Below are 13,281 nucleotides of genomic sequence, written 5' to 3' on the forward strand. Positions count from 1 at the left end.
CTTTGTATCATACAGATAAAAACAACCATAGAAACGATTTTTTAATACCTAATAAGAAAGGAGAAATACTTGTAAATAGAAAAATATTTTTATCGAAATAATTGAGCTTTTAGCTCTTGTTCTCTTTACGTTGAATACCGCCAATCATTCATTCCACGAGAACAAGCGTCTGAAGGTTCACGTTGTAACGGCGTGGACTGTTCTGTGCTTGTTGTGGAATATGGTCACTTGGCGGTAACCAAACGTAAAAGCAAGCGAAGAATAGTTACACGCCATTTTCATATTTAAACCACAAAGAACATGAAAAAAATTATCGTCTTGTTAAGCGTTTTATTAACGCTGTTAACATTTTCTTCTTGTACTAATGAAGAACCCTCTCCATCAAACACGCAACAGGGGACCGAAACCGATGCGAACTACTATGTAAAATACACAGCACTCGCCTATGGAGGTGTAGGCTATGAAAATGCCAGAATAGAATCAGTTACCGTCGAAACCGAAACAGGCTCAAAAACGATTGAACCAAATGTAAAATCCTGGGAGGAAACCTATGGTCCTGTATCTAAAGGATTCAAGGCAAAAATTCAAGCTACTGGGGCAAGCAAGACTGTTCGCATCTACGTTTGCCGTGGAGAAGAGCCATTCGTTATCAAAGGCGAAGGTTCATCATCAGCTTCTTACACAATAGATTTCTAATTACTAATACGCTAAAATCATGAAAAGACTATTAACACTCTCGATGCTGTTCGTTTGCGTAACGGCACTATTTGCACAGAACGATGTCACTAAATTTTTGGGAATTCCTGTAGACGGAAGCAAAAGCGAAATGATTCAAAAGCTCAAGGCAAAAGGATTTCGATACGACAGCGAATTAGATTGCTTGAAAGGAGAGTTCAATGGCCGAGACTCCTACATCTCCGTCGTAACAAACAGCGATAAAGTGTATCGCATCATGGTAAGAGATGCCATAAGTTCAAGTGAAAGCAACATCAGAATACGGTTCAATGCCCTCTGTCGACAATTTGAAAACAATAAGAAATATCAATCTGTATCTTCCGAGTCCTACATCATACCAGAAGATGACAACATCTCTTATGAGATGTCCGTGAATAAAAAACGATACCAAGCATCTTATTTTCAAGTCCCGGAAGGAGGAATAGATTCGACTGCCATTGCGCAAGAAACCCAAGCATTCATTTTTTCCAAATATTCACAGGAACAATTATCATCCCTTACCGAAGAGCAAGGACAAGAGCTTATGACGGAATTGCTGCAATACATGACTGACAAGCTTTATAAAAAATCCGTTTGGTTTATGATTGCCGAACAATACGGCGAATACTATATCCTTCTATACTACGACAACGGTTACAACCAAGCCAACGGCGAAGACTTATAAATCTTACCCTTAAAAGAATATCGGCAGAGATGAAGATTTTCAAGCCTCTTCATCTCTGCTGTATTTACACCTCACTCATACACATTACCCACACCCAGTGCGGGGGGGGATTTCCACGTCATACCGCACCATGATGCGGTATCCAGAGATACCGGCAAAATTACCCGCAAAATACATTTTCCTTTGTGACACTTGCCTGGACCCCGCATCGGGGTGCGGGGTGACACGGTGCGCATCGGGTGCGGGGGTATCCTCGCAACGGGGTGACTCCCTCTTTTTATCAACAGGCCACGGCGGGGCGGGGCGGGCGACCGAAATTTGCAGCAGAACCACTTAAATGCAAATTCCGACATGAACGAACGCAACGTAATCAACGGCACCCTGGCGTCGTATCTGGCTTGGGCGGCCGACCTGGTCTCCCCCATCCGCTGGTTTCTGCTGGCGGCGCTGGCTCTGGTGCTGGCCGACCTGAAGTTCGGCATCGATGCGGCCCGCCACCGGGGCGAGGTCATCCGCAAGAGCCGGGCCGTGCGACGCAGCATCAACAAGATTATCGACTACATCTGCTGGATACTGGTAGCCACGAGCTTCGGCCAGGCATTCGGCACCCCCTTCGGCATACCGGTGCTGCCGGCCATCGTGCTGCTGGTGGTCTACGGCTGCGAAATCAACTCGTGTTTCAACAACTACTTCGAGGCCCACGGCAGCCGGTTGCGCATCAACATTTTCAAGTGGTTCAAGGGCAAGAGCGACATCATCGCCCCCGAAGAGGGCGACGACAAGCCGGACGACAGACTCAAGCCCCCGCACGAGACAACGCCCTGAATGACCGTTCGATAACAATAATTTACGCCAAATCGTAGACGTTTTCGCCTAAAGTTTTGTATTTTTGCGAAAATTTACAAACTTACGTCTATGAATATTCTCGATCTGAGCGAACAAGAGATCATTCGCCGCAACAGTCTGGACGAGTTGCGCAAAATGGGCATCGAGCCCTATCCCGCAGCCGAATATCCGGTAAATGCTTACTCTCAGGAAATAAAAGATAATTTTGTCGACGGTGCCGAAGAGCCCCGTCAGGTATCTATCGCCGGCCGCATCATGAGCCGCCGCATCATGGGCAAGGCCTCGTTTATCGAGTTGAAGGACTCGGTGGGCCGCATCCAGGTATATATCTCGCGCGACGACCTTTGCCCCGGCGAAGACAAGGAGCTGTACAACACGGTATTCAAGAAGCTGCTCGATATTGGCGACTTCGTGGGTATCCGCGGTTTCGTATTCCGCACACAGACGGGCGAAATCACCGTACACGCCCAGGAACTGACGGTACTCTCCAAATCGCTGCGCCCGCTGCCTATCGTCAAGATGAAAGACGGCGTGGCCTACGACTCGTTCGAAGACCCCGAACTGCGTTACCGCCAGCGCTACGTCGACCTGGTAGTAAACGAGGGAGTAAAAGATATTTTCATCAAACGTACGAAGGTCTACACCTCGATGCGCGAGTATTTCAACGCCCGCGGCTATCTGGAGGTCGAGACCCCTATTCTGCAATCGATTCCCGGCGGTGCCGCCGCCCGGCCCTTCATCACGCACCACAACGCCCTCGACATTCCGCTCTACCTGCGCATTGCCGATGAGCTCTACCTCAAACGCCTCATCGTGGGCGGCTTCGAGGGGGTATACGAGTTCTCCAAGAACTTCCGCAACGAGGGTATGGACCGCACCCACAACCCCGAGTTTACCTGTATGGAGATTTACGTCTCGTACAAGGACTATAACTGGATGATGGACTTCACCGAGAAGATGCTCGAGAAGATTTGCATCGACGTGAACGGTACCGACCAGATCAAGGTGGGCGACAACGTCATCAGCTTCAAGCCGCCCTTCAAGCGCATCACCATGCTCGACGCCATCAAGGAGCACACCGGCATCGACATCAGCGGCATGAACGAAGCACAACTGCGCGAGGTGTGCAAGCAGATAGGCGTAGAGATCGACGAGACCATGGGCAAGGGCAAGATCATCGACGAAATCTTCGGCGAAAAATGCGAAGGCCACTACATACAACCTACCTTCATCACCGACTATCCCATCGAGATGTCGCCCCTCACCAAGCGTCACCGCCACAACCCCGAGCTGACCGAGCGCTTCGAGCTCATGGTCAACGGCAAGGAGCTGTGCAACGCCTACTCCGAGCTGAACGACCCCATCGACCAGCGCCTGCGCTTCGAAGAGCAGCTGCGTCTCTCGGAGAAAGGTGACGACGAGGCCATGTTTATCGACAACGACTTCATCCGCGCCCTCGAATACGGCATGCCCCCCACGTCGGGCATGGGTATCGGCATGGACCGCCTCGTGATGCTGATGACCGGCCAGACCACCATACAAGAGGTGCTCTTCTTCCCGCAGATGCGTCCCGAGAAGGTACAGAAACGCGACAAAGAGGCCGCCTATACTGCCATAGGTGTACCGGCTCAATGGGTAGCCCCCATCCAGAAAGCCGGCTACCTCACCGTAGCCGACCTGGCCGAGGCCAACCCCAACAAGATGCACCAGGAGATTTGCGGCATCAACAAGAAATATAAACTCGACCTGGCTAACCCCACGGTCGACGACGTAAAAAATTGGGTAGAAAACGCAAATAAATAATCCTCCAAAAAGCCCTATCCTATCACATGACCATTCCCGGTAAAATAGCGATCATGGGGGGCGGCAGTTGGGCTACGGCGCTGGCCAAGCTGACGCTGAACAATGCCGACAGCATCCTGTGGTACATGCGGCGCGACGACCGTATTGCCGATTTCAAGCAAACCGGCCACAACCCGGTGTACCTGTCGGATGTCGCCTTCGACACCTCGCGCATCCACTTCAGCTCCGACATCAACGAAATTGCCGAAGCGGCCGACACCCTGATACTGGTGACGCCCTCGCCCTACATGAAGGCCCACCTCAAGAAGCTGGACACCGACATCAGCGGCAAATTCGTAGTGACGGCCATCAAGGGCATCGTACCCGACGAGAACATGATTGTCACCGAGTATCTGCAAACCTTCTATCACGTGCCCGAATCGCAGTTGGCCGTCATCGGCGGCCCCTGCCACGCCGAGGAGGTGGCCCTCGAACGACTCTCCTACCTCACCGTGGGATGCAACGACCTGGAGCGGGCCCATGCGCTGGCCAACGCCCTCAACGGAGCCAAACTGAAAACCATCGTCTCGACCGACGTCAGAGGCATCGAATACTCGGCCGTGCTGAAAAACGTCTACGCCATTGCCGCCGGCATCTGCCACGGCATGAAGAGCGGCGACAACTTCCAGGCCATGCTTGTCTCCAACGCCCTCAACGAGATGAACCGCTTCTTGCGGGCCGTATCGCCCTGCGAACATCGAAACATCAGCGACTCGGTGTACCTGGGCGACCTGCTGGTGACCGCCTACTCCCGCTTCAGCCGCAACCACAATTTCGGATCCATGATCGGGCGCGGTTATTCGGTCAACGCCGCCAAGATGGAGATGGAGATGATTGCCGAGGGATACTACGGCACCAAGTGCATCTACGAGATAAACGAGCGCTACCACGTGAACATGCCTATCCTGCAATGCGTTTATGATATACTTTACAAAAAGGTATTGCCCCGGCATGCCATCGAAAATATTTACGATACATTTCTATAATCAACAAATAGAGTCAAAGCTATGAAATCAATCGAATTGAACATCGAAAAAGCTTTAGGAACCGTATCCAAGAGCGACGTCTTCGCTTTGCAAGACAAAGCTGCAAACGGCATCGAAATGCTTCACAAAGGTACCGGCAAGGGTAACGACTTTCTGGGTTGGCTGCACCTGCCCTCCGAAATAACCGAAGCCCATCTGGCCGACCTCGAAGCCACAGCCAAACAGATGAAAGAGCGCTGCGACATCGTAGTCGTTATCGGTATCGGCGGCAGCTACCTGGGTGCCAAAGCCGTAATCGAGGCCCTCTCGGATACCTTCGAGTTCCTGCACCACGAACATAAAAACCCCATTGTCCTCTTTGCCGGACAGAACATCGGCGAGGACTACCTGTATGAACTGCAAACCTTGCTGAAGGGGAAATCGTTCGGCATCGTCGTTATCTCCAAATCGGGAACGACTACCGAGCCGGCCATCGCCTTCCGTCTGCTCAAGGAGCAACTCGAGGCTCAAGTGGGCAAAGAGGAGGCCAAGCACCGCATCGTGGCCATCACCGACGCCCACAAGGGTGCCCTGCGCAAACTGGCCGACACCGAGGGTTACAAGACTTTCATCATCGCCGACAACGTAGGCGGCCGCTTCTCGGTACTCACCCCCGTAGGTCTGCTGCCCATCGCCATCGCGGGCTTCGACATCCGCGCCCTCGTGGCCGGTGCCGTTGCCATGGAGAAGGCTTGTGGCGAAGAGGTTCCCTTCGAGCAGAACCCCGCCGCCATCTATGCCGCTACCCGCAACGCCCTCTACCAGAGCGGCAAGAAGGTCGAGATTCTCGTCAACTTCAACCCCAAACTGCACTACTTTGCCGAGTGGTGGAAACAACTCTACGGCGAGAGCGAAGGTAAGGACCACCTGGGCATCTTCCCCGCTTCGGTCGACTTCACGACCGACCTGCACTCGATGGGTCAATGGATTCAAGAGGGCGAACGCATCATCTTCGAGACCGTTCTCTCGGTAGCCCAGATGAAGCACACGGTTACCATCCCCTCGGACCACGAGAACCTCGACGGACTCAACTACCTGGCCGGCAAACGCGTAGACGAGGTGAACAAGATGGCCGAGCTCGGTACGCAAATCGCCCACGTCGACGGCGGTGTGCCCAACCTCAAAATCGTGGTTCCCGAACTCACCGAAACCTATCTGGGCCAACTCATCTACTTCTTCGAGAAGGCTTGCGGTATCAGCGGCTACATCTTGGGCGTGAACCCCTTCAACCAACCGGGCGTAGAGGCTTACAAGCGCAACATGTTCGCCCTGCTCAACAAACCCGGCTACGAAGAGGAGAGCAAAGCCATCCAGGCTCGCATCTGACCATCGCACTTCTGGTGACAATTATAAAGCAAAAGCCTGCCGATTTTCGGCGGGCTTTTACTTTATATAACTTTTCAATAACATTTTTCCATATATTTACCTATCTTTACGGGGTAAACTTTATTCGTTCGAGCTATGAAAAAACTGATTGCTCTCCTGTGGGCGCTTTATGGCCTGCAAGCGACACAAGCCGCCATCGAATCTCCCGTCGCTCTCCCGGCTACCGATGTGACCACCACCTCGTTCACAGCCAACTGGCAGCCCGTCGAAGCGGCATCGGGCTATCAACTGAATGTTTTTGCCTACACAATGGCCGATTCGGGTACCCCCGAGACCTCGATTACCGAAAGTTTCGAGGGGCTGGTCCCCACCACGCTGGGATCGAAGCGCAACAAATACATCGACTTCGACCGGTCGACCCTGTCCGAGGGGTGGAGCCTCGACGTGACCGGCGGCTCGGTGCGCCAGCTCTACACCACGACGGTCGCCACCGACACCACCTCGGTACACTCGGGCACGATAGCCCTCGCCTTCGATTCCGAGCGCGACTCGATAGTCACCCCCATCCTGCCGGCTCCCGCTTCACGGTTTTCGTTCTGGGTCAAGAATGCCAACGGCAACGGCACCGTAGCCGCCTACGGTTACGACGGCAACCGGTGGAGCCTGCTGGGCGAAACCTCGACCATCTACTACCCGGCCGGCGGCATCGTGGAGTATAGCCGCGAAATTCCCGTGGGGTGCATCCGGTTCAAAATCACCTACACCGACGAGGCTCCCGACATGAACAGCCCCACCGCCATCGACGACATCGCCATCACCTACGGCGGAATGGTCAAGACACGCGACTATCTGATAGAAGGGTTGGAGACCACAAACACTTCGGTCCCCGTAAGCGGTCTGCAACCCGATACCGACTACTTCTATACGGTACAGAGCATCCAAGGCAGCGAACGCTCGGCCGAGTCGAACATCGTCGATGTCTTCGGCTTTGCCGGCTCCCTCGAAACGCCCCGCCTCAACGACTTTACCGAAGTGCACGGCGGGCAGTATACCGCCAACTGGAGCACCGTAATCGGGGCCGACGGCTATGTGCTCTACAACGTCTATACCCACACGGCCCAACGCGACGAGCCGGGACAGACGATTCTCTATGAGAACTTCGACGCCTTCACCGGCGGCACCGTAGAGCTACCGGTCGACGACATGGGCGGCACCAACTACGATGACTACACCACCGTGCCCGACTGGTCGGCTTTCTACGGCTGCTGGACCGGCGGCATGCTCGGCGGTATCAGCATCTCCACCCCCACCATCGCCATGAGCAACACCAGCGGATACACAGCCAAGGCCCGCATCTACGGAGCCATGGGCGACCAGGTCGACTTCAACAACTACTACCAGACGGGGAATGCCGAGAAAAAGAGCGTCACACTCTCCCACCCCGGCTACAACGAGGTCACGATTACCTTCGACCACAGCAGTCCGACGACCAGTCTCGAAATCTACTTCCGACAGAGAGACTATACGCAAGAGATGTATCTCGACGAACTCACCCTCACCCAGGACCTCTCCACGGGCGACAGCTTCAGCTACAACTACGACTACCGGCTCGTCGAGGGACGACGCATCAACAGCTATACCTTCACCGACCTGCCCCAGGCGTGGGGCGACCGCTTCGCCTTCCGCATGAGTGCCTATGCCGAATCGGACGGCAAGCTCTACCAGTCGTCGTGGACCGCGCTGACCGAGGTTCCCCTCCCGGCCAGTGTCGAGAATCTCGAAAGCGACCCCGCCGGAGTGAAGGTGATGACCCGTCCCGGCGGCCTCGTCGTACGCCTGCAAGCCTCGTGCCCCTTGACGGTCTATAACCTGCAAGGGCAACTGGTACGGCAACAGCCGGGCCTCGAAGGCGACAATACCCTCGACCTGCAACCCGGCCTCTACCTGCTGCGCTGCGGCAACCACACCCTCAAGGTGGTGGTACCGTAACCCGCCGGCCGGCCAATTCTACACACTGACAGACACATACCTGACAGAAAAATCGAAGGGGCACCGACCGATACCGTTGTATCGTGCAGTGCCCCTCTCGTTTACAGGTCGCACAGATTAGCGTACCAGCACTTTAAGATTAGCATAATTCAATCCTTTTTCGTCGCGCAACACGACCACATAACAACCACGCGCCAAGGTTATATCGGTACTCCCGACAAAATTGCGCTGGGCAACCAGTCGCCCGTCAAGGGCAAATATATGGGTCTGCAAAGCCACTGCAGTCGTGGTGTGCAGCGACAGCGTATGGTTCCACGCATACCAGGTGAGGCCGCCCAACTCCTCGACGGGAGCGATGCCGCTGCCCCCGATGGTCTCCTCGGTATCGACGCGCATCTTCATCCGATTGAGGTCGAGCGTGATGATACACGGGTCGGTGGCAGCCACGGTAAACTTGTAGTCGTTGCCCTCGACAAACGAGTTGTACTCATAGACTACGTCGTGCTCCTCACCGGGGTGAACCGGCTCGTCGCGGGTCGTGGCCACATAGCAGCGTTCCCAGGTACCCCGCCGGCGCAGGAATTTGAAATCGCCGCCCTGCACCTCGCCCTGCCAGCGGTATACACCGTCGGCAATGGGGTCGAGCACCATCGGGTGCGAGTTGTCCCACCCACAGGGCATGGCGGCACCTGCGGCAAATACCGAGAGGGGGAAGGGATCCTCGATCAGGTCGGGTTCGAACTTCTCGACCGTCATGGTCATGTGGAGCAGATCGACCTTGATTTCGTAGTAGCCGTCGCCGCTGCGGTCCGAGGCGATGCTCCATTTGTTATCCTCGCCATTCAGCCGCATGTCGAGCGGTTGACCTATCTTGTCGGCAATCGGGCAGTCGCCCGTGAGCGCCGGGTGATACTTGTCGTCCCATGTCAAGTGCGGTATGAACATGAAGCTGCCGCACTCGTCGCCCTCGTCGTTGTAGCGCATCACCCCTCTGTAGTAGAAGATATAGGGATACTGCGTATCGGGAACGAGTTGCTTGGCATCCTGGAATTTCCAGAACTGAATCTCGCGGTTGAACGGGCCGCCGATGATGTAGAGATTCTTCGGCAACTCTATCCGCTCGGCTTTCAGACTCTTCTCCTCACCGTCGACGGTAAGGGTGAGCCGGTATACATCGGTCTTGCCGGCATAGCGGATGCTCATGCCCCGCTCGTCGGGGTCGGCCTCGCGCAAGGGTATGGAGTCGCCCAGAGGGTTGTTGCTGCCACACTCCTGAATATACTGGGTAGTACCGTCGGTTACCTTGAAGAGATCTTCGACCATAGGCCCTACATACTCAAACCGATTGGCGTTGTCGCTCACCGGCGAGAATACCACCGGACTCTTCAGCTCGGCCGTATCGCCCACGAGTTTCCATTCGGCGCCTGCTGCCGGAAACATGCCCCACAGCAAGGCAAAAGCAACTATATATTTACCTGCTTTTCCCATAACCGCCTCCTCCTTTTATTCAACGGTGAGGGTTATGGTTTCGCTGCAAGCCGTAGCGGGTACCGAGATGACAATCTTCTTACCCTCGGCGTCGTATTCATAGTCGGCAGCCGTACCGTCGGCGTATGTTACCCGGGCAGGAGCCTCATCGCGAGCCAGAATCTCGAGGCGATAAGAGCGCGACTGAGGCATGCCCTCGAACGAGCCGGTGCGCGGATAGATGGTGCAGACGGTCTTCTCTCCGTCGCTCTGCTGGGTGATGCGGGTAAAGGTATAGGCGGTTTCGTAGTCGGCACTGTTGCCGGCATCTTCGTAGAAGTTGAACTCACCCTCGGCACCCGGAGCAAATTGCAGAATCAGCGTTTCGGGGCGCTCCTTCAGGTGCATGATGCGCGGGTAGAGCGGCACGATGGCCCCCTCGCGATAGTAGTAGGGAATCTGGTCGCGGGTAAAGGTGCGCGTCACCACACGACCGCCGTCGAGCACCTGGCCGGTCATCACCTCGTACCACTTGCCTTCGGGCAGCCAGATGCTCTTCTCGCTCTGGTTCGTACCGTTGTCGGTAGCCGTGATGGGAGCCGCCAGAATGTCGTTGCCAAACATATACTGACCCTCGTAGCGGTAGGCCTCGTCGGCCTCGGGATAGTCGTAGTACATGGGGCGGCAGATGCCTACGCCCGTGTCGTACGACCAGCGGGCCATCGTATAGATATAGGGGATAAGGGCGTAGCGCAGATAGATGGCATCGCGCATCTGCTCGAAGTTCTCATATTTCCAGATACGGCGCTCGATGTGGCCGGCAGCCGTCGAGTGGGTGCGCAGGATGGGCGAGAATACACCGTATTGAATCCAACGCAGGTAGAGCTCGGAGTTGTTGGGCCAGTCTTGAATGTGGCCGCCGATGTCGTGGCTCCAGTAGCCATAGCCTACATTGGAGGCGGTAGCGGTGAAATAGGGCTGGAAGGCCAACGACGAGAAGGTCGAATGCGAGTCGCCCGAGAATCCGATAGGATAGCGGTGGTTGCCCAGTCCGCCCCAGCGGTGGAAGATGAAGGGACGGTCCTTGCCTTGCAGCTTCTTGTCGTTGAAGAAGACATGGTTCAACCAGAAGGTGTTGCCCAGGTTGGGTTCGTTCTGGGCAATCATCCATTGTTGCCAGTCGACCCACCAGAAATCGACACCGATATTCTCGTGCGGGCGCAGAATGTGCTCGAAGAAGGCTTCGTAGAAATCTTTGTTCTCGATATTCCAGCGGATGGTACCGTCGGCATTGGTCAGGCTGTCGGCCGTGATGTCGGAATAGCGGTTGGACAAGTCGGCATACAAAGCCTCGTAGTTATCCTCTTTAGGGAAAACACCATCGGCCGGGTGCAGGTTGAGCGTCGTGTTGAGGTGCTGCTCGTGCAACCAGGCGATAAAGCCGGCCGGGTTGGGAAAGAGCGCCTTGTTCCAGCTCCAGCCGGTCCACTCGGTACCGTTGGTATCGCCGGTCTTGCCGTTGCGGTGCCAGTCCATATCGATGACGAGCACATCCATGGGGATGTCGCGCGAGCGGATGTCGTTCACAATATCCCGCATGTCCTGCTCGGTATAGCGTTGATATTTCGAATACCAGTAGCCAAAGACGTAGAGCGGGGGCAACGGCATTTTACCGGCAATGCGGGTGAAATCGTACAAAGCCCGCTTGTAGTCGTGACCGTAGCCCATGAAATACAGGTCCAGCGAGTTGGGGTCTTTGCGTTGGGCCACCCAGTCCATACCCCCGTCGGGGTCTTTCTCGAACATCAGGCTCAGGCTGCCATCCTTGCGGGGCTCGCGCTCGTCGATTACCGCCCAGCCCGACCGCGACAGCAAACCGTTCTCGAGCCATTCGCGCACATCGCCCTCGGCATTGTCGAGGGTACGGGTGGTACCTTTCAGGTTATAGGGGTCCTCTTTCCCGGGATACCACACCTCTTCGGCACCATTCACCTCGAAGGCTATCTGCAGGTTGTGGTCGCAACGGTCATTGTTCACCGGGTAGGTACCCAACTTGTACTGCAGCTCCAGCTTGTCGGTCGTGATATAGAGGTAACCGTCACGCTCTTCTTGCGTGAAACGGGGTACCGGCAAGTTGCGGTTGATGACCACAAACGAAGCCCGATCTTCGAACTGTTTCTTTTCGCTGTATTCGATACGAATCATTTCGGGAGTCAACACCGTGAAACGCATGTTTCCCGATTGGACAATGGCGGCCTCGTTGGCTACCGGATTGTTTTGTGCCCAGCCTCCGAACGAGAGCAGAAGAGTGGCGGCACTTAGGAGCATTTTTTTAATGTGATTCATGAATCTATAAATTTAAATAGATGTTTAAGGTCATTACACTTTTATGACAAAAAAAAGGCAACCAACCCTTATAGGCCTTTTGAAAAAATTTCGCCGTGTAGCCTAACAGACTCAAAGAGAATAAAAATAAATAGAAAAAGAAGAGGCCACCCCCGCGAAGGGGTAGCCTCGGTACATGCTGTTACAATGCGTTATCGGCAACGGCGAGCGTCAATCTTCCGACTCCAGCTCGGCGTCATACTCTGCGGCATCGCCCACCGTATCGTCGTCTTCCAACGCTTCAGAATCGGTAAGGATAGCTTTGACAAAGGTCGGTTTTTCGTTAAACAGCACCACGGCCGACTGATAACCGTCGGGGGTGATAAACTCCACCCGGGCCACGGTGCCCAACACCTCGGCCGTATCGCGACCGGCATACTGAGCCAGCGACTCGTACGACCCGATATAGTCCTCGACGTTCACACCCACAAACTGGTCGTAAGCCGCCTTGGCCTCTTCGTATTTACGGATGTAGGAGAAGTCGCGCTCCTTGTCGAATTTCACATAGGCCTCGTGATTTTCGGGCAAACGCTCCATGGCCAGTTTGTAGCCCTCGATTTTCGAGGCATAGTTGCGGTCGTTGCCATGGGCACGCTGGGCCTCCTGCAGTTTGCGGGCATAGTCGGCCCGGCGGGCAAACTGGCTGTTCTCGTCGAGCTTGTAGTTGTGCTCGGCCACCTCCATCTCGTATTTCAACTGTTGCTCGGTAGATACATAGGTATCGATTGCCGCTTGACGACCGGCCCGGAGGCTGTCGGCAATAGTCACCTCGTGCAGGGCCTCGACCTGAATCGAATCGACCTGGTCGGGGGTCAACCCCTCATCGGCCGACAAAACCCACGTACCGGCTTTCAGTTCCGATTTTACATACTCTTTGAACGCGCCGGCATAGTCGCCATCGGCTACGTTGCTCCCGCAAGCACACAGAAGCACGCTCAATGCACAAGCCGGGAACCATTTCCTGATAACTGTCTTCATATCTCAACTATAATTTTTCACAAA

At 54.8% G+C, this 13,281-nt stretch carries 10 protein-coding genes; 7 read left to right on the forward strand and 3 right to left on the reverse strand.

The features are described from left to right. The first annotated feature begins 300 nt into the window (after nt 1-300). The 7 genes from NW211_RS01280 to NW211_RS01310 all read left to right on the forward strand — a co-directional run bounded on the left by NW211_RS01280 (nt 301) and on the right by NW211_RS01310 (nt 8,427). Entirely contained in the window at nt 301-696 is a 396-nt protein-coding gene (locus tag NW211_RS01280) for a hypothetical protein (protein ID WP_258326653.1), read from the forward strand. A 19-nt stretch (nt 697-715) separates the two neighbouring features. Then, entirely contained in the window at nt 716-1,399 is a 684-nt protein-coding gene (locus NW211_RS01285) for a hypothetical protein (RefSeq protein WP_258326654.1), read from the forward strand. A gap of 351 nt (nt 1,400-1,750) precedes the next feature. Further along, a complete protein-coding gene (locus NW211_RS01290) occupies nt 1,751-2,224 on the forward strand; it encodes a phage holin family protein (protein WP_258326655.1) in 474 nt (157 codons plus the stop codon). A 90-nt stretch (nt 2,225-2,314) separates the two neighbouring features. Next, nucleotides 2,315-4,048 carry a lysine--tRNA ligase gene (lysS, locus tag NW211_RS01295; RefSeq protein ID WP_087409025.1) on the forward strand — a complete coding sequence of 578 codons (1,734 nt, stop codon included), beginning with the start codon at nt 2,315-2,317 and terminating at the stop codon, nt 4,046-4,048. Nucleotides 4,049-4,074: 26 nt separating this feature from the next. Then, nucleotides 4,075-5,073 carry an NAD(P)H-dependent glycerol-3-phosphate dehydrogenase gene (locus NW211_RS01300; protein WP_087409024.1) on the forward strand — a complete coding sequence of 333 codons (999 nt, stop codon included), beginning with the start codon at nt 4,075-4,077 and terminating at the stop codon, nt 5,071-5,073. A gap of 21 nt (nt 5,074-5,094) precedes the next feature. Then, nucleotides 5,095-6,438: a glucose-6-phosphate isomerase gene (locus NW211_RS01305; RefSeq protein WP_258326656.1), complete on the forward strand. Its 1,344-nt coding sequence runs from the start codon at nt 5,095-5,097 to the stop codon at nt 6,436-6,438. A 135-nt stretch (nt 6,439-6,573) separates the two neighbouring features. Then, nucleotides 6,574-8,427, forward strand: coding sequence for a T9SS type A sorting domain-containing protein (locus NW211_RS01310; RefSeq protein WP_258326657.1), 1,854 nt, complete (start codon nt 6,574-6,576; stop codon nt 8,425-8,427). Nucleotides 8,428-8,544: 117 nt separating this feature from the next. Here the strand turns inward: NW211_RS01310 and NW211_RS01315 are convergent, their stop codons facing one another. The 3 genes from NW211_RS01315 to NW211_RS01325 form a co-directional block, all read right to left on the reverse strand. Continuing rightward, nucleotides 8,545-9,915: a hypothetical protein gene (locus tag NW211_RS01315; protein ID WP_258326658.1), complete on the reverse strand. Its 1,371-nt coding sequence runs from the start codon at nt 9,913-9,915 to the stop codon at nt 8,545-8,547. Nucleotides 9,916-9,930: 15 nt separating this feature from the next. Further along, entirely contained in the window at nt 9,931-12,240 is a 2,310-nt protein-coding gene (locus NW211_RS01320) for a glycoside hydrolase family 31 protein (RefSeq protein WP_258326659.1), read from the reverse strand. 210 nt (nt 12,241-12,450) lie between these two features. Beyond that, a complete protein-coding gene (locus NW211_RS01325) occupies nt 12,451-13,257 on the reverse strand; it encodes a hypothetical protein (protein ID WP_143240958.1) in 807 nt (268 codons plus the stop codon). Nucleotides 13,258-13,281 lie beyond the last annotated feature (24 nt).

The sequence above is a fragment of the Barnesiella sp. ET7 genome, from assembly GCF_024733785.1.
Classification (GTDB): Bacteria; Bacteroidota; Bacteroidia; order Bacteroidales; family Barnesiellaceae; genus Barnesiella; species Barnesiella merdigallinarum.

Coding starts and splice junctions, on each gene's coding strand:
- NW211_RS01280 (WP_258326653.1), top strand. CDS start 301: ATGAAAAAAATTATCGTCTTGTTAAGCGTTTTATTAACGCTGTTAACA.
- NW211_RS01285 (WP_258326654.1), top strand. CDS start 716: ATGAAAAGACTATTAACACTCTCGATGCTGTTCGTTTGCGTAACGGCA.
- NW211_RS01290 (WP_258326655.1), top strand. CDS start 1,751: ATGAACGAACGCAACGTAATCAACGGCACCCTGGCGTCGTATCTGGCT.
- lysS (WP_087409025.1), top strand. CDS start 2,315: ATGAATATTCTCGATCTGAGCGAACAAGAGATCATTCGCCGCAACAGT.
- NW211_RS01300 (WP_087409024.1), top strand. CDS start 4,075: ATGACCATTCCCGGTAAAATAGCGATCATGGGGGGCGGCAGTTGGGCT.
- NW211_RS01305 (WP_258326656.1), top strand. CDS start 5,095: ATGAAATCAATCGAATTGAACATCGAAAAAGCTTTAGGAACCGTATCC.
- NW211_RS01310 (WP_258326657.1), top strand. CDS start 6,574: ATGAAAAAACTGATTGCTCTCCTGTGGGCGCTTTATGGCCTGCAAGCG.
- NW211_RS01315 (WP_258326658.1), bottom strand. CDS start 9,915: ATGGGAAAAGCAGGTAAATATATAGTTGCTTTTGCCTTGCTGTGGGGC.
- NW211_RS01320 (WP_258326659.1), bottom strand. CDS start 12,240: ATGAATCACATTAAAAAAATGCTCCTAAGTGCCGCCACTCTTCTGCTC.
- NW211_RS01325 (WP_143240958.1), bottom strand. CDS start 13,257: ATGAAGACAGTTATCAGGAAATGGTTCCCGGCTTGTGCATTGAGCGTG.